The organism is Desulfobacter latus, from assembly GCF_013389365.1.
GTDB lineage: Bacteria > Desulfobacterota > Desulfobacteria > Desulfobacterales > Desulfobacteraceae > Desulfobacter > Desulfobacter latus.
The window spans coordinates 1-22,698 of the sequence record NZ_JACADJ010000067.1 but is presented as its reverse complement, the minus strand read 5'-3'; the positions used below and the strand labels follow the sequence as shown (position 1 = coordinate 22,698).

Genomic DNA, 22,698 nt, shown 5'->3' with positions numbered 1-22,698 from the left:
TCTGAAAATATAAATAAATAAAAAATATATATACTTTTTTTATAAAATTATACTTTGTTCTCTATATATAAAATACGGGACCACCCCTAAAATGACAGAACCTGAAAATTGTGGTAAATGACAGCATATTTTAAAAACGATTGCGCGGTGGAGCATAAAAAAATGCAACTTTATTTTATCACGAAACACTTCAAGGCTCGCAGACTGGCCTATGACGAAAAACAAAATGTACTCTGGCTGGTTCCAAACTTCAAAGAAAGGGTTCTTAAAGGACACCAGGTTGGATTCAATCTGGATCTTTTAAGATCTATCAAAGAGTACCCCGTCCTTTCCACGAAGGTGGCGGTTAAGACCACCCTTGTTTATTTTACGTTGTACTTAAAAAACTTGAAAGTGGCTATCGGTGTTGATGAAGCGGGATTAGCGTTCATGAATGAATTAAAAATCCCCGACCCCCCAAGCATTACCGGCGATCCAATTATTCAAAAACGATTGAGGGATATAAAATAAAAATAAGATGTTCACAAGCTTTATAAAAACGGAAATTTTGGAAAAATTTTTTCCCGTCTATCTATAATCAGGAAATATCCAACCGAGACAATAAAAAAATTCTGGCAAAAATTAAACAAAATAATCCGTTAAGGCCAAGCCAGAAACTATCAAGGAAACCACCAGGAATCCATCGTACATCTGCCTGATCGAATAAGTCCCAGATCAGATGAGAACCTATACCGACGCCAAAGCCCGCAATAATCAAGGTTAGGAAGACCGATTTGAAACGTCTTGCAAAAAATAAAATTAAAAAAAACAATAATCCACTGTGAAAGATTGGATTCCGATGTCCCCCAATTCCTATCAAAGTAATGTCCAGATCTGGAAAGACTGTTCCGAAATAACATGGGATAAGTGAGATAAAAAACATAAATACTAATCTGATTTTCGAACTAACTGAGTTTGAGAACGTGAATACAAATCCCATTAAAGTGAGAATTCCAACCAAGCTATGTGCGGCTCGATATGAACTTTTCTGATCAAAAAAATTCAAGACAAAAAAATTAATTGTAATTGCTATGGCTAAAAATAGTCCAAGTATCAGAAATGTTTTTTTCGATTTTTGAATCGCGTCTATAATCATACTTTTTTCATAAAATGCGGCAAGGAAACCCCTGAGTCTTTAGCTCAGGGGAGGAATTGCCGCCCTCCTTATAATTAAGATATTAGCCCAGGCACCGGACCTTAGCACGTCGTATTGTAGGAATAGCCGTCAGATGCGTGAAGCAGCCTGCAGTATTTCCAGTTAATGCCCTGTACTGTTTTGTCCACTGTTTTAATGTTAAACGAACCGCTTTTTCTTACAGCGACACGCCCGGTGTACGTTCCAACCTTTTTGCCGGAAGTGACAACCGCCTTGACGATGTCGCCCGTCTGAAACCCTTTGACTTTTTTCTCAGTTGACTTTGCTGTTGTCCGGGGGAATCCGAACTTGTTTACCCTGCACATCTGTCTTGAGCCATGACCGTCTGCCTTTACAATCAACACGGCCTTATCGATCTGAAACATCTTTTCAGGTGTGCTTTTCCCGACACAGGCGGCATCGAGCCAATGCGTTTTGTGAAGTCCCCTGGTCGTCCGGTTGAATTTTGTCAAACCGCCGGAGCCTGTTTCAACCGGCAGTCCGGTTTTTTTCAAGGTACGGAACAAGTCCCATCGGGTCGTGTTGACGGCGCCCGCATCCTTGAGCGGCACTTTGGACTGCTTTTGAATTCGCTTCAACAGTCCCGGTTTCCTTGAAAGGAACTGTTCTAGGGGCTTGTTCCCCTTCTTCCTGTTGCACGCCGTACAGGCCAGTGTCAGATTACTGACTCTGTTGGAACCGCCTTTCGATTTCGGCACGATATGTTCAATCTCCAATGGGATATCTGTTTTTCCGCAGTAGGCACACGTTCTGTCCCATTTTTCCAGAAGGTATTCCCGTACCTCATACCCCATGAGTTCCCCCTGCTGATACGCGACACCGGATATTTCAGGATTCTGTATTTTCTGCATGTCAAACCGAACTAACTCCATTGAAATTGCCTGAATATTGCAAAACCGGCATAACCGGTTGACCCAGGTTTCGATATTGTGAACCCGGCTTTTTAATGAAGGCGGCAACCATCCTTCCGCCCTGGTCCGGTTATCAAAGCGCGGTTTTCGGTATCGTGTTTTCCGGTTTCTCCGGGATCTTCTGATGGCTCGTCTTGATTCCAGATTATTTTTGATCTGTTGGCCTCGATGTCTCAGTTCCATGGCAAAAACAATCTCTCCGGAATCGTCGTTAATCACGGCAATTCCGCTCTCTCTACTGCCCGGATCAATCTTGATCCGCAATGGGTTTGATGCCACGTCCAAGACGGTCTCTTTCAAAATGATTGTGAAGGGGAACTGTCTGAAAACTGCGGCTTTCCCTTCTGTTAAAAGCAGTCTTGCTTTTGCCGGATGTACCGGATTCTGCGGTTTTTTGTTTGTATCCAGAACAAATACGCTCAATTTTAAAGTCCTCTTGTTTCCAAGGTAATGTTTGCCGCGTCAATGTTATGACCGGGTTTAGCGCAAGCAGCACCGGCTTAACCCCTTAAACCTGTTTAACCACTTACCGTAGAACCTGGAGCTGGCGAGCACCCCAGGGTACCTGTTTCCGATCTAACGTAGTGTTCGAAGCACTTAGACTGGTCAACTTTAGGGCTTTTTCAAGCCCCTCGGTCTTTAGCCGAGGGGTAGTTGACGTAGATTTTGTGGTGAAATCGGTTAACGCCGCATAAAAAATAAAAAATGATCATCGATCATGACTATCCGTCCCCGGATTCAAGATGTTGCAGGTGAGCCACGACAGCCCGGATTTCACCGTAGGAATAATCGTCACCCAGTTCTTCTTTCATCTGGGTCAAATTTTTATCCGGCGATACGACTGCCGCGATGGCTGCCTGTTTTTCTTTGTCTTGCACCAACTGATCCACAGCCAGTTCGCCTTTGGCAATAAAGGAACATAAATGCCCCTGGATGGTGGTCGGGGCCAAGCCTCGTTCTTCGGCAATCTTGTCCACGGACAGGCCGTCTTTAAACAGCATCAGGCTGATGTCCCGGGTGTTGGCCTGGGGTGCTGCAGCCTTATCCGTGCCCGCGGGTTTGTTACCGGGGGGTCCCGGCGCTTTCTTTGAGGCCTGTTCTGCAGGACGCGGCGCAGGGGATTCATCGCCCGGGATATTTTTTTCATTGCAGTACGTCTCCACCATGGCCAGCAGTTCCTCACCATAGCTTTCCACGGTGGCCGGACCAACACCTCTCAAGGCTTTCAGACTTTTTTTCGACCGGGGCAGGCAGACTGCGATCTGAACCAGGACTTTCTGGTGGGCCACCTGGAACGCCTTGACGTTTTGAGCGGCTGCGGTCCGGGTCCGCCATTCCTTTAAGGTCTTAAACATTTCAGGGTGGGCAATGTCAAGTTCGGTGTAATCCGTAGTAGATGAACCGGAACTTTTTTTAGACTGACTTCCCGGCGCATCTGCCATGGCTTGGGATGACACAGCCCGAAGGTATGTGGTTGTGGAAAATCCGTCCTGACAGGATAAAATGCCGGCCCGTTTAACACGAACTTCCCGCTTTAAATTGTCCAGGGCATTTTGCACCTGTTTGCCCAGGGCCGCATTATCGGTATCCACGGCGCCTTTTTCAAGCAGACGCCCAAACACCTGCTCCAGGGTATTGCCAAACCAGGCACTGGCTTTTTGCACCCGCGCCTGGATAACGGCACTTGTTTCCGGCAAAGGATCTTGTGCCATCAACCCTTTCAATTGAATCTGAAATTTATCGCTCACCTGGAACAGCTGGTCCCGGGCGCCGGCTTCCAGTTCCGCCGGCTCACCAAGCCCGGGGATGCGCAGCACATTGCGGTTGTCCCTAACCAACCGCATAAAATAAAAAAACAATCGCCTGAAACTTGCGCAGTCAAAGCATTTAAGTACCAGGTTCTGCTGGCAGGCGGCCCGGGCAGACCTGAAAATCCCGGCAAGGTCCTGATCCGGCGGAGCCGTCCGGTTCATGAAATCCACCACCACCGGATCGGTGCCCAGGGCGTGGGGCGGTATAGACGCGGTGAGTACCAACCCGTCAAGGCCGGTACAGCGGCTTAAGGCCACATAAACCTGGCCGTGGGCAAAGGCATTTTTTGCATCCACAATGGCCCGGTCAAAGGTTAACCCCTGGCTTTTGTGAATGGTGACGGCCCAGGCAAGTTTTAAGGGAAACTGCTTGAATCTCCCCACCACCTCCTGTTGAATGGTGTTATCTTCCTCGTTTACCTTATATGTCACATTTTCCCAATCCACCGGCTTGACCTCCACAACCGGGCCGTCCGTCTGATCGGATGCACTTTCCCCGGCCGCCCTTCCGGCACTGCCCCGGCAGGCCACGGTTACGGTGTCGGTGCCCACATGGGTGACCTGCCCGATGGTGCCGTTGAAATAGACCTTATCAGGGGAGGCGTCATTGCGCAGAAACATCACCTGAGCCCCGGGTTTCAGGGTAAGCTGTTCTCCTGTGGGAAACGCATGGGACGGGAAATCTCCGGATACATCTGCAGTGAGGGTGTGTGCCGTCTCCCCAAGCCGGGCAAGTTTCAAATCATTGATGGATTCGGCCCGTCGATTGTGCGTGGTCAGGGTGATGTAACCCTGGTCCGGAGGATCGGGCTGAACCCGCTGGTTGAGGATATCGGTACAGTGACGGTCCATGCGGTTTTCACGTACGGCATTGAGCAGGCGGATAAAATCGGGATCGCTTTGACGGTAAACGGTCTCAAGCTCTATGGTCACCAGCTCGGAACGACTTAAGGCCTGGCTTGAAAAAAAATAGGGAGACGCATAATAATTGGACAACAGGTTCCATTCATCGGCTTTGGTCACCGGCGGAAGCTGAAACAAATCGCCGATAAGCAGCAGTTGCACCCCGCCAAAGGGCCGCTCATCCCGGCGCAGCCGCCGTAACACCGCATCCAGGGCATCCAGCAGATCGGCCCGGACCATGGAAATTTCATCAATCACCAGCAGATCAAGGCCGTTGATAATCTGTTTTTTAACCTTTGAGAACCTGAAAAACCGCCGGTTGTCCTGGGGTCGATCACTTTGTCCGGGCAGAAAAGGCCCCAGCGGAATCTGAAAAAAAGAGTGCAGGGTCACGCCCCCGGCATTTACGGCGGCAACGCCTGTAGGCGCCGCAACAATAAACTGCTTGGGGCAGAAATCAGATAAAGATTTCAGGAACGTGGTTTTACCGGTGCCGGCCCTGCCGGTCAAATAGATATGACACAGGGTTTCCCCGACAAAGGCCCGGGCCGCCTGGATTTTTTTGTTGCCTTCAAAAGAAGGTAATGTGGATTGTGCAGTATCCATGGACACGCTTTATAACAAAAAAACCCATATCTTGTCCACTGTCCTGAATTTTATGAATTTTTTGACAAAAATTTTGTGATATATTATATCAATATATTTCTTATAATCTTAAAAAATATATTTAGGGAGGATGGATGGATACAGGAAAAGTCAACCAGCGGATTTTATCATTCATGGAGAAACGGGACATGGATACCACGGCATTGTCCGAAGCAGCCGGCCTTGATCCCCAATTTATCAAGACCATGCTTGAAGAAGATATATACCCCCCCCTGGGTCCGCTGATGAAAATTGCCCGGGCCCTGGGTGTACGGTTAGGCACGTTTCTGGATGATCAGGACAGCAGTGATCCCTATATTGCCCGCAAGGCGGAGCGGGCGGACAGTTTTTCCGTTCTTGACGGCACCAACAAAGCCCCGACCTTAAATTTTTATGCTTTGGGCAAAGGGAAATCAGACCGGCACATGGAACCCTTTTTTGTTGAAATCATGCCTGAATCCGCAAAGAAAAAAACACTGTCTTCCCATGAAGGTGAAGAGTTTATTGTTGTTGTTTCAGGTCTTGTGGAAGTGATCTACGGCAATAAGACCTATGAACTGAAGCCCGGCGACTCCATCTATTACAACTCCGTGGTTCCCCATTATGTTTCCTGTATCGGGGAAGAAAAGGCCGAAATTTACGCAGTGGTTTATATTCCGGAATAACAGCCATGGGCAGAGTTGGTCTATTGAGCCCCAGACCAACCCACAACAAAAGGGAAATAGGACTAAAGACATCAACAATCAGCCAAAGAGGAATAGAGCATCATATGGACGAAACATTGCCATTGCAATCCCTGACTTTAGGGCAGATCCTTGACAAAACAGTTGAAAAATATCCGGACAATCCCGCCGTTATATATGTAGACAGGGATTTTCGCCTGACCTACAGCCAGTTTGCCACCTATGTAGATGAAACCGCCAAGGGTTTGATGGCCCTGGGCGTTAAGAAAGGGGAAAAGGTAGGCATATGGGCCACAAATATACCGTACTGGGTTGTCTTGCAGTTTGCCACAGCTAAGATCGGAGCTGTGCTGCTCACGGTGAACACCAACTATAAAACAGCGGAACTTGAATATCTGCTCACCCAATCCGAATGTGAAAATCTCTTTCTCATTGACGGATATCAGGACACGGATTACATATCCACCATATATGAACTGGTGCCGGAGTTGAAAACCTGTCAGCGCGGCCACCTGAAATCTAAAAAATTCCCCCATCTTGAACGGGTGGCCTTTCTTGGCCCTGAAAAACACAGGGGCATGTATACCATTCCCGAAATCCGGGCCCTGTCTGTAATGACTTCCGAAGCGGAATACCAGGCCCGCCAGGACAGCCTGGATCCCCATGATGTGGTGAATATGCAATATACATCGGGGACCACGGGGTTTCCCAAAGGTGTTATGCTCAGTCACTACAATATCGGCAACAACGGTTACTGGCTCGGTGCCAACCAGAACTTCGGCCCGGATGACCGGCTCTGCCTGCCCGTGCCCTTGTTCCACTGCTTTGGCTGTGTGCTCGGGGTGCTTGCCGCCGTAAACCACGGTACCTGTATGGTGATCCTTGAAGGGTTTGATCCCCTTTTGATCATGGCCTCGGTGGAGCAGGAAAAGTGTACCGCCCTTTACGGGGTGCCCACCATGTTCATTGCCGTACTGGAACACGCCCTTTTTAACAAATTTGATTTTTCATCCCTTCGCACCGGCATCATGGCAGGCTCTAATTGCCCCATCCATGTCATGGAACAGGTGATCGACAAGATGAACATGACCGAAATCACCATCGTCTACGGTCTGACCGAGGGCTCTCCGGGCTTGACCCAAACCCGGAGCCACGACGACATCCGGGTGCGGACGGAAACCGTAGGGCGCGCCCTGCCCCACCTTGAAGTCAAAGTCATTGACCTTGACACAGGAAAAGAACTGCCCCCGGGCAAACAAGGTGAAGTGTGCTGCAGGGGATATAACGTCATGAAAGGATACTACAACAATCCCGAAGCCACAGCCGAGGCCATTGATGCGGAGGGCTGGCTGCACTCAGGTGATCTCGGGGTCATGGACGAAGCAGGCAACCTGTCCATCACAGGCCGGCACAAGGACATGATCATCCGGGGCGGGGAAAATATCTATCCCAGGGAGATCGAGGAGTTTTTATACCGCATGGATGAAATCCGGGATGTCCAGGTGGCGGCGGTGCCCAGCAAAAAATACGGTGAAGAGGTTGGCGCCTTTGTCATTCTGAAAGAGGGGGCAAACATTGAACCCAGCGATATCCAGGATTTCTGCCGGGGAAAAATCAGCCGGTATAAAATTCCCAGGTATGTTCATTTTATTGATCAATATCCCATGACGGCCTCGGGCAAGATCCAGAAATATAAATTGACGGAGATGTCGGAAGAGATATGGCCGGAAAGACGCTGATCCCCAATGTTATAAAATTTAATATGGCATATTTTATTCCATGCCTATCCGGTTATGTAGGGGCAACCCCCTGTGATTGCCCCATGTTTTCAATCCCAAAGAGGGCAGGCACGGGGGCCTGCCCCTACACGTTTTATGGAAGGTTCCTGCAACAAAACCAAACAGACTCTAAAATAAAAAAAAATAAGAAATGCGAATATCTGCCGCTGTTGCCACTATCATTGTCTGCTTGATTTCAACCCTGCCCATGCTCACCGGCCGAGCCCTGTGCCGGGAGTTGACCATCATGACCCATGACAGTTTCAGTATGTCGGAGTCCGTGCTTGAAGATTTTAAAAAGGCCGTAGGTGCGGACATCACGATCTTACGTTCCGGCGATGCCGGCCAGGCATTAAATAAGGCGATTCTGTCCAAAAACAATCCCATGGCGGACCTGTTTTTCGGGGTGGACAACACCTTCATTGGGCGCGCGATAGACAATGATATATTTATTCCCTACACCCCCAAAGGCTTTGAAGATATTGACACATCCCTCTTACTGGATGACAAAAACCGTCTGATACCCGTGGATTTCGGTGATGTATGCCTCAACTATGACATCAAATGGTTCACGACAAACCATCTTGCGCCTCCGGCCGGCCTTGAAGACCTGATCCGCCCGGCATACAAAGATCTCACCGTTGTCCAGAACCCGGCCACATCATCCCCGGGGCTTGCCTTTCTTCTGGCGACCATCAGCCGTTTCGGGGAAAAGGAATACATCTCTTTCTGGCAGAAACTCAAAGCCAACGGGGTCATGGTGGTAAACGGCTGGCAGGAAGCCTACTGGGGGCAGTTCACCGCCGCTTCCCAAGGCGATCGTCCCATTGTGGTTTCTTACGCCTCAAGTCCTGCGGCAGAAGTCTTTTATGCTCAAGAAAAACCGGACACAGCCCCCACCGGTATCGTCATTAAGAATAGATCCGCCTTTCGCCAGATTGAATTTGCAGGCATCCTGAAAAACAGTGCCAATACGGATCTTGCAAAAAAGGCCATGGACTTTTTTTTAAGTAAAACATTCCAGGAAGACATCCCGTTGCAGATGTTTGTGTTTCCGGCCAGTACAAAGGCCAAGCTGCCGGACGTGTTTTTAAAACATGCAAAAATTACGAATGCGCCGGCCTCTTTGCCCCCAGAGAAGATCAACCGGAACCGGGATAAATGGCTCCGGGAATGGACGGAAAACCTGTTGCGGTGAAAACAAGGCGTTATACACACCCCTATGTGCTGGCAGGGCTGGTGCCCCTTGTCTTTTTCCTTGTGTTTTATTTTTATCCCTTGGCCGGGATCTTTCTTCGAAGTTTTGTACCGGACTTCCCCGCACACCTTCACATTGACCTGTCTTTTATAGATCAGGTTGTCGGATCGCAACGTCTTCATCACATCATTCGGTTTACCTTCTGGCAGGCGGCCGTATCCACGGGCCTGACCTTGGCCGTTGCTTTTCCGTGCGCCTTTGTCATGTCCCATTACGAATTTAAAGGTAAACAGTTTTTAACCCTGTCCGCCTCCATCCCCTTTGTTCTGCCTGCCGTGGTGGTGGCGGCCGCCCTTGACGCAAGTTTCGGCAGGAATGGATGGCTGGGCATGTTAAATATACGCCATCCTTTGGTTCTGATTTTCATCGCCCATGTATTTTACAATTTTTCGGTCATGCTCAGAATTTTGACCAGCTTCTGGGCTGGGTTGCGGGCAAATGTCCAGGAAGCGGCCGCCATGCTCGGCGCAGGACCGTTTCAGACATTTATCCATATTACCCTGCCCCTTCTCATGCCTGCGGTATGGGCGGCATCCTTTCTGGTGTTTATCTTCTGCTTTTCAAGCTTTGGCATTATTTTGATTCTTGGGGGACCGGCCTATTCCACCATCGAGGCAGAGATTTACCGCCAGGCCGCCCATATGTTCAACCTGCCGGTGGCATCTTTTCTCTCCCTGGTTCAAATCGGGTTTACCCTGGTACTCATGGGTTTTTACACCGCCTTTTCCCGAAAGGCGGTCCGCTTTGCACCCAAAAGCAATCATACCCATTTTAAACAACCGGAAAAAGCCTGGGAAAAAGCCGCAGTCGCAGGAAATACCGGTTTTATTATCCTGTTATGCCTTTTCCCCTTAACCGCGCTTGCGGGCAAGTCCCTGGTCCATGAGGGGCAATTATCCCTGATGTATTACCGGGCCATTTTTGACAATCCAGCCGGCTCGATTTTCCATGTCCCGCCTTTTACCGCGATTAAATTCTCCTTTATCTTTGCGGGAACAGCCCTTGGGATCGCCCTTGTGACCGGTCTGTGTGCCGCCCTTTGCCTGAATCACCTGGACCGGACAAAAGCAAAAGGGCTTGCAGCCTTTTTTGACCCGTTGTTTATGCTGCCCCTGTCCACATCGGCGGTAACTTTAGGATTCGGCATTATCATCACCCTGGACCGGCCACCGCTTAACCTGCGCACATCACCACTGCTTGTCCCCATGGTCCATGCCCTGGTGGGATTTCCCTTTGTACTCCGGGCGGTGCTGCCTGCCCTGAAAAACATTCCCGATAACATCAGGGAGACGGCTGCCACGTTAGGGGCATCTCCGGGAAAAATATTCAGATGCATTGACCTGCCGCTGATATCCGGCGCACTGACGGCAGGTGCCGTGTTTGCCTTTACCATCAGCATGGGGGAATTCGGCGCCACCATTTTTACGGCAAGCCCACACACGCCCACCATCCCCCTGGCCATTTACCGATTTTTAGGCCAGCCTGGCGCCATGAATTACGGCCAGGCCATGGCCATTTCCACCCTTCTCATGGCGGTCACGGCAGCCGGGTTTATTCTCATTGAAAAAATCGGTTCAAAAGGAATACAGCAATTTTAATGGAACATGAGCTCATCATACACAACGTAAGCAAAATCAGTGCAACAGGCAGCTATGTCCTAAACAACATTAACCTTGATTTGCCCCGGGGCAGCCGGTTGTCTGTGCTTGGTCCTTCGGGCTGCGGAAAAACCACGCTGTTACGTATGATTGCAGGGCTTGATACGCCGGACGCAGGCGATATCCTGTTCAACGGCGCGTCCATCCTGAACCTGCCCCCGCACAAGCGCAATTTCGGCATGATGTTCCAGGATTATGCCCTGTTTCCCCACCTGGATGTATTTGCCAACATTGCATTCGGCCTGAAAATGAAGGGCATTTCCAGACGGGAACAGGCCCCGATTGTGGCGGAAATGTTAGCGCTGACCAATCTTGAAGGATTTGAACGCAGAAAAGTGGATGAACTGTCCGGGGGCGAACGCCAGCGGGTGGCCCTGGCAAGGACCCTTGCCCCGGACCCCAGACTGCTGATGCTCGACGAGCCCTTAAGCGCACTGGACCGGGTCTTGCGAAAATATCTGTTAACTCAACTCACACAGATTTTCTCACGGCTGGAGATCACCACCATCTTTGTCACCCATGACCACAAAGAAGCCTTTGCCGCCGGATCACAGATCATCCTGATGAACCAGGGCGAAATTGTCCAGCAAGGCAGCCCCGATAATCTTATCCATCATCCGGTCAACGACTGGGTCAAATCGTTTATGGCCTGATGTTTCTATGGCCATCATTTAAGCGTCTGTCTAAAAATTAATAAAACAAGAGAATCCAGGCCAGAACCAGTATTCTGGACAAAAGACCAAATACCATGGTCAGAAAACAGATGGCAGCACCATTGCGTGCCCCGTAAATAGCTATATATCGAGGCAGGGTCCGGCGCAGGCGGGTAACGGGTATCATGATAAGACCGCCGGCCATCAGGGCCGTGATCGCCTCATAGCCGCTGATGCTGTTTTGGGTCAACAGGGTTGACATGTAGCTGATCCCGGCAACCGGATTGAATATATAGGTGGTGAGCGGACCAATGACAGCCGGAGACAAATCAAGAGCGGATGTCAACGGGGCAATGCCTGCCTCAACCCAGGACAACATTCCCGACTCAGTCAATACCTGAACCAGCAAAGTCACAACAGCCAGCACACTCGTCATTTTGAAAAACAGTTTTTTTCTTGCATGCCAGGCGTCTCTCAAAAGCCGGATAAAACTGCGGTTAAGGCAGTCCGCATCCTCCGGTGTGCATTCGTAGGCAGAAAACGGATCATCCCCGATTTCCAAAGGTTCCCTGCCATTGCCCCAGGCCCTCCCACGGACCACTACATAGCCAAGTTTCAATGCACCGTTAAGCCAGAAAGCCGCAATGTAAATCATGGCCAGGCGAGCGCCGAGCAGCGGCAGGACAATGGGAAGCTGAAAGGTCAGGGTCTCCTTGAAATGAAAGGGCACCGTATTGAGAATGCCGGTCAGCCGCAGTTCACGATCGTCAAAGCGTCCGTCTGTATAGAATTGAGCCGCCATGGTGTGGGCCGCGATCATGGAACCGACTGCGGCCAGAAAACAAACCGCCGTTTCAGCCGGCAGCCGGGCGACCCTTGCCACAGGTTTCCCAAAAGGTTTCAGATGGCGCATCAGCCCCATCTGCATGAACAGTTCCACCCCGAAAAGGCTGATAAACATGACCGAACCCATTCGAAACACCAGGTCCGCCGTAAACGCTATTGAAGATAATAAAATTTCCATGTCCAGGTCGTTGCTAAGTCGTCCAGAAGGTGCAATTACAAACCCGCTTGTCAATATAGAAAGCCGAACAGCCACAGGGGTATTTTAGCATTCATCCCCTGTTCTATATTGTCCAGGGCAAGGTATGAATCGGGCTGGTCTTTAATCTGCCTGAAGGTTTTGCCTTTTCCCCCGATTTCAAAAATAACCCTGCCGTTAACCTGAAAATCCCCTTTGGGGGGAATTTCCACGGTGTTCGATTCCATGAGCATCCGGGCAAAAAATAATTCTCTGATGCTTCCGATTTCAGTCCTGTTACTGATGGCAAAGGCCTGGTTTGTATTGTTCAAATATATTTTTTCAGGCTTTTCCAATTTCCTGATACTTCTGCCGGTTTTAGGCAGACAGGTAATCACCCCGGCATCTTCCAGATATTTCAGATAAGTTTTCAGCGTTCTTTCATCACCGATTTCCACCATGTTCTTCAGCCGTTTCATGTCAGGGGTAAAGGGCGCTGAAGACGCAATGGCGGAAAGGAGCAGTTTTATTTTTTTTACGCTGACCCCGGAAAGCTTGGGATAAATGGAAAGCAGGTCACTTTCGATGGTTGTACGCAGCCCCTGTTCCAGGATGGTAAAATATGCTCTTTCATCGGTAAACTCCATAAAATAGGGAAAATAGCCGTGACGCAGATAGGTGTTGAAAAGGGGAAGCACTTTCATATCTTTTTTTTCAAGTTCCTTTGTGATGTCACGGGAATAAGCTTCGTGGTCGGACAGCAGTGATTCAAGATCGTATACCGGCAATTTGACCCCGTGTCTCATCTCAATAAACTCCCTGAAAGACAGACCTGTCATTTTATGGATGATGGCCCTCCGGCTCAGATCATGGCTCCCTTTATGGATTTCAAGCGCGGAACTGCCGGAAACAATCAGCTTGAGGTCAGGAAATGAATCATAAATGCTTTTCAGCTCCACTGACCATCCCGGATATTTATGGATCTCGTCCAGACATAAGAGCTTACCACCGTGATTGACAAAGGTCTCGGCAATATCATAAATGGCATGGCCCGCCACTTTGAAATGATCCACAGGCACATAAAGCGCTTTTTTGTTGAGTACATCCTTATGGGTAAATTCCAGGATATATTGTATAATTGCGGTGGTCTTGCCCACACCCCGCTGCCCGGTAATAATGGAAAATCTGTTTTCAAGACCGTATTTTTTTATAAAGTACCGGTGAAAGGGCCGGTCTGTCATATCCAGGATGTTCCTGTGCAGGATAAACAATTGATCAAGCATAGGCAATCTCCATATTAGTATTTCGATACTAATATACAGCACAATCTTGGTATTGCAATACTAAAATTGCCTATATTTTTTGGGACTCCAATATTAATTCGACACAGACCTGATATGAATCTAATCAGCACGCCCCTGGGCTTGGCGAAGCAGCGAGGCGTTTTTTTCCTTTACGTCCGGATACGCAGCCGCCAGGCTGTTGGATTTTTTGGCCAGGGAAACCGCCTGGACAACATTTCCCTGGTCAAGCCGGGCCCTTGCCATCAGATGCCAGACCAGCGGGTCCTGGCCATCAATATACAATGCCTGCTCCAGGGTGGAAAAGGCAAGCTGGGGCTGCTTATTTTTAAGTTGCTTTTCGGCATTGCGGATCATCCGGGTCAATGCCTTGGGCCGGGGACGCTGAACAGGGCGCACAGCAGACAAAAGCGGATTTTGGGCCTCTTCCCTATCCGCAATTGCCGAATCATCGGCCACAGTGCGTTGATCCGTTACAGGCCCGCCGATCTCAGGTACCGATTCAGGGGGCAAATGGGACTGGGGCATAGAGATAGGGCTTTTGGGCGCACAGGCGGATAAAACGATGAGGGCCATGACAGTAAGACAAAAACAATAGGGTTTCATTTGAAGACATCCTTGAGCCAGTCAATAAGATATCGCGGCTTTTTTTTCTGGGCCGGTTGCTTGTCGGGTCCGGGGCTTGCCGGGATTGGGGTTTTGACTTCAGCAGGAGGGTCAGGAACAGGATCAAAAACAACAGGGGCAGACCCGCGGATAAAAGGTACAGCAAGGGCACCGGGGGCATTGCCATTCGTACGACGCCCGGTCTTGGGATTGATGACCGCCCATTCGATATTTTCCGGTGGCGTCAGGACCAGGGGCGTATTGGGGATCCGGGACATGATCCGGCCAAAAACCTGCAGGGCACCGGAAGCCCCGGTGAGCCCGGTAGACTTGTTATCATCCCTGCCCACCCAGACCACGGCCAGGCGATTGCCGGAAAATCCGGCAAACCAGGTGTCCCGCAGATCGTTGGTGGTACCCGTCTTTCCGGCAATGCCCAGATCCGGGGAAAGCCACCTGGATAAAGATTTCCCGGTACCTTCGCGGACCACAGCCTGCAGTGTTTTGGCCACCAGAAATACGGCGCCCGGATCCAGGTGTTGTTCAATGTGTAACGGATAGCGCTGGAGCGTTTCCCCGTCAGGGGTATAAACGGCGTTTATGACCCGTGAGGGGGTGTAGAATCCTCCCGAGGCCAGGGTATGGTAGACCTGGGCAACCTGGACCGGCGTCATTTCAAAACTGCCCAGAAGCATTGCCGGCACAAGCGGGGCAGCGGGTTTGAATCCCAACTGCGCCATGGTTGCAAAAACAGTTTCCAGACCAATATCCATGCCGAGCTTGACCGTAGATGTATTATAGGAGTGAACCAGGGCCTGATACAAAGGCAGTTCCCCATGAAATTTTTTGTCAAAATTCATGGGCTTCCAAAGACGGCCGCCACTCGTCAATGACACAGGCCCGTCATTGATCCGGGTCACCAGGGTATAATTTTCAGGCCGCTCCAGGGCCGAAAGGTATACCGCAGGCTTCACCAGAGAACCGATGGGACGTTTTGCATCCAGGGCGCGGTTAAATCCTTTATATTCAGGTTGCTTTCCGCCCACCACAGCCTGGATTTCATTTGTGGCACCAGACGCGACCACCACACCGGCCTGGAGCTTTGCATTTCTGCCCGCCATAAAATCCGCCACCCCCTTTTCCGCAGCCAGCTGCACCAACGGATCCAACGGGGTAAAAATCCGCAGCCCCATGGTTTTTAAATCTTTTTCACGATACGCGTCAAGCAATCTGCGCTTAACCAGATCCAGGTAAAAGGGGAACCGCCATTGCCGGGAAACCGGAATAATGCCAAGGGGACGGCCAAGTGATTTTGTCAGTTGCGCGGATGAAAGCAGGTCCTGGTCTGCCATCAGGCCAAGTACAATGTTTCGCCGGGCCAGGGCCCGGTCCGGATGCACCCTTGGATTGTAAAAGGATGGGCCTTTAAGCATGCCCACCAAAAGAGCGGTTTCCCCTGGGGAAAGCAGCCCCAAAGACTTGCCAAAGTAAAACTGAGCCCCTAATCCAAACCCGTGTATAGCCCTGGCACCGTCCTGTCCTAGATAAACTTCGTTAATATAGGCTTCAAGAATTTCTTCTTTGGTAAATTGACGCTCAATGGCTGCCGCGACAAAGGCTTCACTAATCTTTCGTTTAAACGTTTTTTCAGGGGAAAGAAAAAAATTTTTTGCCAGTTGCTGGGTCAGGGTACTGGCACCCTGGGTAAACCGGCCCTGGCGGATATTGATCACCATGGCCCGGAAAATGGATTTAAAATCAACGCCGTAATGGGAATAAAAATTTTTATCCTCCACGGCAACAATGGTCTTTTTAAGTAATGCCGGAATATCCTCAGAGTCCAGAAGGATACGGTCTTCCATGGAAGAGGGGTAAAACTGCCCGATCACCACCGGATCAAGCTGTTCCATGTCTATGTTACGCCCCTCGGTTTTAAGTTGCGTAATGCGGCCGCCGGATATGGTCAGTTCCATGCGCCGCAGGGGACGTTGCTGCACGCCAAAATCAAACGGCCGACAATTAAGAACAAACCGGCCATGGTACCGGGTGTAAGTGCCCGGCACCGTCAGCTGTTTCTGGGCTCCAACCCTTCGGTATCCCAGCAGATCCAGTTCCTGTCCAAGGGATTTGGCGGACAGCTGCATCCCCGGATAAAGGGTCATGGGACGTGCATATACGTTGGCCGGCACATCCCACAACCGTTCCTTGAACCGCTCGGCCACCTGATGGTTGATCCGGTAAGCATAGCCCCCAAAGGCCATGCAGACACATAAGACTAAAACAATGACCAACCGTCTTAATATTTTCATTGAATTATCTTATCTTCAATTAATAATTGTGATCCGGGATGTCCAGATTAAACAGCTGCCGGGCCACATTCAAATAGAAAGAATCATCCCGGTGATCACCGGTGTTGCGCAGAAATAAAATGGGATCATGGATGGCACGGGACGCAATGGCCTTTGTCATCCTGCGGATGGATTCCGCATCATCCTTTGACAGATGGGGCAGGCCGGCCAGGGTTTTCTCGCATTCCAGATTCACAATGTCAGTCATTTTGCGATTGATGGCCTTGATCGTGGGCACCACGGCCAGTTCATCCAGCCACCGGCGGAACGCCAGCAAGGCTTCTTCCACAAACCGTTGCGCCCTGACGGTCTCCTGTTCCCGCCGGGTCATATTTGTTTCAACAATATTTCTCAAATCGTCAATATCATAGACATAGGCATTGGATATTTTATTGATCCGGGGATCAATATCCCTGGGCACCGCAATATCAATAAAAAACAGGGTATTGTTCTGCCTTTTTTTCATAATGCCTTTGACTTGGTCACGGGTTAACACATAATCCGTGGCCCCGGTGGAACTGATAATGATATCCACATCCGCCAATGCAGATTCCCGTTCCTCATACTGAACCGCCTGACCATTGAACTTGCGGGCCAGTTCCAGGGCGTTTTTAAATGTGCGGTTGACCACCACAATATTTTTAACCTGGTGGGTCATAAGGTGTTCAACAGCCAGTTCCGCCATCTCTCCGGCCCCGATGAGCATGACGCTTTTGGTGGCAAGGTCGGCAAAAATTTTATGGGCAAGTTCAATGGCGGCATAGGAAATGGAAACCGCGTTATCACCAATGCCGGTATGTTTTCTCACCCGCTTTGCCACGGAAAAGGATTTGTGCATCAGGCGATTAAGCACAACCCCGGTGGTACCGGCACTCACGGCGGTTTTATAGGCCTTTTTCACCTGCCCTAGAATCTGGGGTTCCCCCACCACCATGGAATCAAGACTTGCCGCCACGCAGAAAAGATGGCGGATAGCATCATCATCCGTATGGATATACAGGGATGATTTGAATTCAGAAACAGATATTTGTTTCAGTTTAGAGACAAATTGCATAACCGCATCAATTCTATCTTTGTCTTCCAAGACCCGGTTTCCGGGTATATAGAGAAATTCAAGACGGTTGCAGGTGGAAAAAACCAGGCCTTCCTTGATACCCGAATCCTGTTTTATAAATTCCAGGGCCGTTTCAATTTGTGCGTGGGAAAAAGCCAGTTTTTCCCTGAGCTCCACAGGCGCGGTCTTATGACTGGCACCAATCAGAATTATCTTTGCCATAATGGGTTAATCTGCGTCCTGTTCTTATTGGGTAAATCCCTGGTGATGCCCGCCAAGGAAGGAATTCACCCCCAGGAAGGTAAAAATTAGTATGATAAAGCCAATCACGGACATAATTGCGGAATTGCGCCCCCGCCACCCCGAATAAAGCCGTAGATGCAAAAGTACCGCATACACCATCCAGGCACCGACTGAAAACACCTCTTTTACGTCCCAGCGCCAGAAACTGCCCCACACGGACCTGGCATAAATAAAGCCGGTGACAAGCCCAAAGGTAAGCAATGCAAATCCCGTGGTAATACAGGTATAGGACACGGCATCCAGAAAATCCAAAGACGGCAGGCGTTTGAAAAAAAAACCCGGACTTTTGCCTTTGATGCCCTGCTCCTGGAGCAGATAAAGAATACCGGCACCGCAGGCCAGGGCCAGCATGGACTCTCCGGTAAAAATAAGAACAATGTGCCCGAAAAAGAAAATGCCCTTGTAGATCTTGTCCGGGGCTTGGGTTGCCTCGGGCAGAAAAATGGACGCAAGCATAAGGACAGTGATCATGGCCGTGGCATAGACCCCAAGAATTTTCAGGTGGAACCGGTACTGCACATAGAGAAACATGGCAGCAAGGGACAGGCCTGCCATGGACAGGCTCTGACCAAGGGTATAGATGGGCAGCCCGCCAAGTGCCGCGCTTTGCAGAACAATGGCAAGCAGATGAACCACGGCGCCGATACCCACAGCGCCTAAGGCGGTCTGCTGGATCCGGTCTTTCTGATAAAACAGATAGCAAAAATACCCGGCTGTACTGACCAGGTAAAAAAAGGTTGCACACTGCAAAAGGATAAAAGGAATATTCATAGAGATTACAACTCCCTGGTACCGAAATCGGGCATAAGCCTTTCCAGGCTGAAGCCTTCACCTAAAATCCCGGCAAGCACGGTATCAATCTGCCGGGTTTGTCCTGCGGCAATCTTTTCAGGCAAATCAGCATCAAGCAGGGCACAAAATGTTTTACGGTGCCCCTTGGGATCATGTCCCCGTTCCAGCAAAATGGCTCTGATGCGGCCTAAAAGGGCTGCAAGAATACCGTATTCAGGACCGAAACGTGCCTCAAGCGCCAAGCGCAGGTGCTTTGAAAGGGCCGGACTGGCCCCGCAGGTAGAGACGGCAAATATAAGATCGCCTCTCTCCACCACTGCCGGCAGGATAAAATCCCCTTTGTCCCGACCGTCAGCAATATTGCATAATATATTCTTTTTTTGGGCAGCCTGCCGTATTCCGGCATTTAACTGCATATTATCGGTGGCGGCAAACGCCAGACTCATGCCGTCCAGATCCGAATCCTCAAAATTTTTTTTCTTTAACGTAATGGCGGAAACCGGCATATTTGACAATTCATCTGAAAAGTCAGGGCTGACCACGGTGACCCGGGCACCTGCCCGGGCAAGGCCAAACGCCTTTCTTGTTCCCACGGCCCCGCCGCCAGCCACAAGGCAGCATCGGTCTTTAACATCTAAAAAAATCGGATAGTAATCCATCACCTCATCCCTTATTCGCCCTTGTTTGAGCAGGGGGTTTAATATATATTGCCTGTTAGTTTTTTTCAATGTTTATCATTTTAAAGGCAATGCTGTGATTATTGATTCACATACCCATCTTTTTTTCAAGGCCGTTGCAGATGACAGGACCCCGTTCTTTGACAACGAACCTGAATTCAAGCTTTTATATGATTCCCCAAAAGCAAAGATTGCAACGGTGTCTCAACTGATAGACGCCATGGACCGTCATGACGTTGATATCTCCATTCTTTCGGGATTTCCATGGCGCAATCCCGAATACACAAAACGAAACAATGATGCGGTACTTGAGGCGGTCGCCGCCCACCCGAAACGGTTGCGGGGTCTGGCCTGTTTTGATGTATCCTGGAAAGATGCGGCAAAAGAGGCTGAACGCTGTATTGATGCAGGGCTTTCCGGTGTGGGGGAACTGGCCTTTTATCTGTCCGGTATTGATGATCGGGCTATCCGACGTCTGGAACCTGTGATGGATGTACTCAAGCGCAAGGGCAATTTACCCTGTATGATCCATACCAATGAACCTCTGGGCCATTCCTATCCGGGAAAAACCCCTGTTACCCTTGAGCAGATTGATAATCTGGCCCGGGCGTTTTCAAACAACAAAATCATTCTGGCCCATTGGGGCGGCGGCATCTTTTTTTATCACATCATGAAAAAACAGATGAAAGAACGGCTTAAAAACATCTGGTATGATACGGCCGCGTCTATTTTTCTTTATGACCCGGCAATCTACGATATGGCCCTCAAGGCCGGGGTACTGGAAAAAGTGCTGTTCGGCACGGATTATCCCCTGCTTACTCCGGACAGGTATTATAGCGACATTAATCGGTCACAGCTGACTTTAGATCAAAAACGGATGGTACTCGGAGAAAATGCCCGGGCCTTGTACCCGGACTTGTAAATCAATTATCCTAAATTATCCATTTTCAAACCCGCGATTTACAAGTAGGGTTCTGCAAAAATCAGGTATTCTAAAAGCAAGAAACAACGGGATATTAAGGAGTTTGTTTTCTTGTTTCAAGTTGAGTAGCGAGCTTCTGATTGCAAGGTCGGGGTTGTATTTATCTCTATAAATCTTTAAACTTTTTGACCTGACATTGACGCCGGATTTGACTTCAATGGGGATCATGCTGTTATCCACCTGAATAATAAATTCAACTTCTGCTGTTGCCTTGGAGGTCCAATAGTGAGGATCAGAGGCCTCATTGCCGGAAACCAATTCCTGAAGGATATAATTTTCAGCCAAAGCCCCTTTAAACTCCGTAAAAAGACGGTTGCCTTCAACAAATGCACCGGGGTGCAGTTGAGACATCACCCGTAAAAGCCCCACATCGGGAAAAAAGAGTTTAAACGCTTGACTATCCGTATAGGAAATCAAAGGAAGCGCCGGTTTGGAGACTCTGTGAATTTTATATATCAACCCGGCACTTTCAAGCCATGAAATGGCATTCTCATACTCCCTGGCTCTTGCCCCCTTCCTTACGACACTATAAACAAATTTACGGTTTTCCCTTGATAACAGAGATGGAACGGCACGCCATATCTGATGCAGTTTTGGAATATCCGAGTGGGGTGCATGTTTTGAAAAATCAAGCTCATATGCCTGGAGAATTTCTTTTTGCCTTCTTTCCGTCCGATCTATATCTCTGGTGTCGATCCATGTGGCAAGGGGTTCCGGCATTCCCCCCACAAGAAAATATGTTTTTAACAACTCAATGCATTTATTGAATATGGGCAAAGGAACCGACTCTGTCAGTTCAATATTTTGAAAATATTCAACCAGCATTTCTTCTCCGAAATTGTAAAGGAACTCCAGAAAAGAGAATGGTTTTAATTCAAAAAAATTAACCTTCCCCACAGGAAAAGAACCGGGTTTGGAAAGCGTGATACCAAGAAGGGAGCCTGCACAGGCAATGTGTTGCTCCGGCAGTTTTTCATGGAAATATTTCAGACTGTTCAGTGCGGCATTGGATTCTTGAATTTCATCGAAAACAAGCAGTGTCTCATTTGGAATGATCCTTTTGCCGTGCAAAATTGAAAGGCCGTCAACAATTCTGTCGGGATTGATATCTCCGGCAAAATAGCTGTCCAGAGACCTGTTTTCCTCGAAATTGAAGTAGGCGGTATCCTTAAAACAGCGCTCTCCAAACGATTTAAGAAGCCATGTCTTTCCTACCTGACGTATTCCTTTTACAACCAGTGGCTTGCGGTCTGGGGAGACTTTCCATTCTTTGAGGTATTCTATACCAAATCGTTTCATAATTTATTATTCCGTTTTTTGAAATGGATAATGTGTATATTGTCACATTTTTCTAAGGAACAATATAATTAAAATCACATTATATCCATGAAAATAGAATGGATAATGGATAATTATAGTGGCTGCGCCCTTTTTATGGGGTTTTGCCTTTTTGTAACGGCATAACAAGTATCTAAACCCGGCTTCATATCCGCCGCTTTTATTTTATAAGGACCTTGATTTGCCACTTTGTATATATCAACCACCCAATAACAAATCAAAATAACGCCCTGTAAAAATCAAAATCCGGGCTGTTAAATTCGTCCTTGCCATCCAGGTGGCAGTCAGGATACTCTCCAATAAAGCTGACGGTTGGATAATATTCAAATAAGCACTTGGTTGCAAAAATAGGAATCAGAAATCATCATGGAAGAAACGAATCCCTATGTAGGAGAGAAGATTATTGAGGGAGTCAGGGAACAGATAGCCATTGACGACCCTCCAGAGGTGAAGGAAACATACGACAGACTGATTGCCGACGGACATCCTGAGCAAGAGGTGTTAAAGATGCTTGCATGCGTTCTATCGACCGAGATATTTGAAATAGTCAACTACCCCTCGGCTAAAGACCGAGGGGCTTGAAAAAGCCCCAAAGTTGACCAGTCCAAGTGCTTCGAGCACTACGTTAGATCGGAAATAGGTACCCTGGGGTACTCGCCAGCTCCAGGTTCTACGGTAAGTGGTTAAACAGGTTTAAGGGGTTAAGCCGGTGCTGCTTGCGCCAAACCCGATCATAACATTGACGCGGCAAACATTACCTTGGAAACAAGAGGATTTTAAA

At 49.0% G+C, this 22,698-nt stretch carries 19 protein-coding genes; 8 read left to right on the top strand and 11 right to left on the bottom strand.

Annotated features, from left to right (window positions below; translation table 11 throughout):
• Positions 1 to 162: 162 nt before the first annotated feature.
• The gene (locus HXW94_RS15200; RefSeq protein WP_218576750.1) at positions 163 to 510 is read left to right on the top strand and encodes a hypothetical protein; all 348 of its coding nucleotides are present in this window, start codon (positions 163 to 165) and stop codon (positions 508 to 510) included.
• Positions 511 to 577: 67 nt separating this feature from the next.
• On the opposite strand, the gene HXW94_RS15195 is transcribed toward HXW94_RS15200, so the two are convergent.
• From HXW94_RS15195 to HXW94_RS15185, 3 genes are all read right to left on the bottom strand, one after another.
• A complete protein-coding gene (locus HXW94_RS15195) occupies positions 578 to 1,135 on the bottom strand; it encodes a hypothetical protein (RefSeq protein ID WP_178367749.1) in 558 nt (185 codons plus the stop codon).
• 101 nt (positions 1,136 to 1,236) lie between these two features.
• On the bottom strand, positions 1,237 to 2,529 hold the full coding sequence (gene iscB / locus HXW94_RS15190) for an RNA-guided endonuclease IscB (RefSeq protein ID WP_178367748.1): 1,293 nt from the start codon (positions 2,527 to 2,529) through the stop codon (positions 1,237 to 1,239).
• 299 nt (positions 2,530 to 2,828) lie between these two features.
• A complete protein-coding gene (locus HXW94_RS15185; RefSeq protein ID WP_178367747.1) occupies positions 2,829 to 5,426 on the bottom strand; it encodes a helix-turn-helix domain-containing protein in 2,598 nt (865 codons plus the stop codon).
• Positions 5,427 to 5,560: 134 nt separating this feature from the next.
• Between HXW94_RS15185 and HXW94_RS15180 the strand changes: the two genes are divergently transcribed.
• The 5 genes from HXW94_RS15180 (at position 5,561) to HXW94_RS15160 (ending at position 11,495) form a co-directional block, all read left to right on the top strand.
• Positions 5,561 to 6,130 carry a cupin domain-containing protein gene (locus HXW94_RS15180; protein WP_178367746.1) on the top strand — a complete coding sequence of 190 codons (570 nt, stop codon included), beginning with the start codon at positions 5,561 to 5,563 and terminating at the stop codon, positions 6,128 to 6,130.
• A gap of 104 nt (positions 6,131 to 6,234) precedes the next feature.
• Positions 6,235 to 7,887: an AMP-binding protein gene (locus HXW94_RS15175; RefSeq protein ID WP_178367745.1), complete on the top strand. Its 1,653-nt coding sequence runs from the start codon at positions 6,235 to 6,237 to the stop codon at positions 7,885 to 7,887.
• A 190-nt stretch (positions 7,888 to 8,077) separates the two neighbouring features.
• A complete protein-coding gene (locus HXW94_RS15170) occupies positions 8,078 to 9,124 on the top strand; it encodes a thiamine ABC transporter substrate-binding protein (protein ID WP_178367744.1) in 1,047 nt (348 codons plus the stop codon).
• On the top strand, positions 9,088 to 10,782 hold the full coding sequence (locus HXW94_RS15165) for an ABC transporter permease (protein ID WP_246294105.1): 1,695 nt from the start codon (positions 9,088 to 9,090) through the stop codon (positions 10,780 to 10,782). Before HXW94_RS15170 ends, HXW94_RS15165 begins: the two co-directional genes overlap by 37 nt.
• Positions 10,782 to 11,495 (top strand): ABC transporter ATP-binding protein, encoded by a 714-nt coding sequence (locus tag HXW94_RS15160; protein WP_178367742.1) that lies wholly within the window; start codon positions 10,782 to 10,784, stop codon positions 11,493 to 11,495. Before HXW94_RS15165 ends, HXW94_RS15160 begins: the two co-directional genes overlap by 1 nt.
• Positions 11,496 to 11,532: 37 nt before the next feature.
• Here the strand turns inward: HXW94_RS15160 and HXW94_RS15155 are convergent, their stop codons facing one another.
• The 7 genes from HXW94_RS15155 to HXW94_RS15125 form a co-directional block, all read right to left on the bottom strand.
• Positions 11,533 to 12,519, bottom strand: coding sequence for a hypothetical protein (locus HXW94_RS15155; RefSeq protein ID WP_178367741.1), 987 nt, complete (start codon positions 12,517 to 12,519; stop codon positions 11,533 to 11,535).
• A gap of 50 nt (positions 12,520 to 12,569) precedes the next feature.
• Entirely contained in the window at positions 12,570 to 13,799 is a 1,230-nt protein-coding gene (locus HXW94_RS15150) for an ATP-binding protein (protein ID WP_178367740.1), read from the bottom strand.
• Between the two features lie 120 nt (positions 13,800 to 13,919).
• A complete protein-coding gene (locus HXW94_RS15145) occupies positions 13,920 to 14,423 on the bottom strand; it encodes a hypothetical protein (protein WP_178367739.1) in 504 nt (167 codons plus the stop codon).
• Positions 14,420 to 16,732, bottom strand: a complete 2,313-nt coding sequence (gene mrcB, locus HXW94_RS15140; protein ID WP_178367738.1) for a penicillin-binding protein 1B — start codon at positions 16,730 to 16,732, stop codon at positions 14,420 to 14,422. The genes HXW94_RS15145 and mrcB overlap by 4 nt, the downstream gene beginning before the upstream one ends.
• A gap of 19 nt (positions 16,733 to 16,751) precedes the next feature.
• Positions 16,752 to 18,047 (bottom strand): glutamyl-tRNA reductase, encoded by a 1,296-nt coding sequence (gene hemA, locus HXW94_RS15135; RefSeq protein ID WP_178367737.1) that lies wholly within the window; start codon positions 18,045 to 18,047, stop codon positions 16,752 to 16,754.
• A 24-nt stretch (positions 18,048 to 18,071) separates the two neighbouring features.
• Positions 18,072 to 18,899 carry a cytochrome C assembly family protein gene (locus tag HXW94_RS15130; RefSeq protein WP_218576749.1) on the bottom strand — a complete coding sequence of 276 codons (828 nt, stop codon included), beginning with the start codon at positions 18,897 to 18,899 and terminating at the stop codon, positions 18,072 to 18,074.
• A gap of 5 nt (positions 18,900 to 18,904) precedes the next feature.
• A complete protein-coding gene (locus HXW94_RS15125) occupies positions 18,905 to 19,648 on the bottom strand; it encodes a precorrin-2 dehydrogenase/sirohydrochlorin ferrochelatase family protein (protein ID WP_246294103.1) in 744 nt (247 codons plus the stop codon).
• A 25-nt stretch (positions 19,649 to 19,673) separates the two neighbouring features.
• Here HXW94_RS15125 and HXW94_RS15120 point away from each other — a divergent pair, with 25 nt between their 5' ends.
• Positions 19,674 to 20,519: an amidohydrolase family protein gene (locus HXW94_RS15120; protein ID WP_178367736.1), complete on the top strand. Its 846-nt coding sequence runs from the start codon at positions 19,674 to 19,676 to the stop codon at positions 20,517 to 20,519.
• Positions 20,520 to 20,534: 15 nt separating this feature from the next.
• Here HXW94_RS15120 and HXW94_RS15115 read toward each other — a convergent pair whose 3' ends face one another.
• Complete coding sequence (locus HXW94_RS15115) at positions 20,535 to 21,878, bottom strand: ATP-binding protein (RefSeq protein WP_178367735.1); 1,344 nt, start codon at positions 21,876 to 21,878, stop codon at positions 20,535 to 20,537.
• 405 nt (positions 21,879 to 22,283) lie between these two features.
• Between HXW94_RS15115 and HXW94_RS15110 the strand changes: the two genes are divergently transcribed.
• A complete protein-coding gene (locus HXW94_RS15110; RefSeq protein WP_178367734.1) occupies positions 22,284 to 22,499 on the top strand; it encodes a DUF1841 family protein in 216 nt (71 codons plus the stop codon).
• Positions 22,500 to 22,698: the final 199 nt, after the last annotated feature.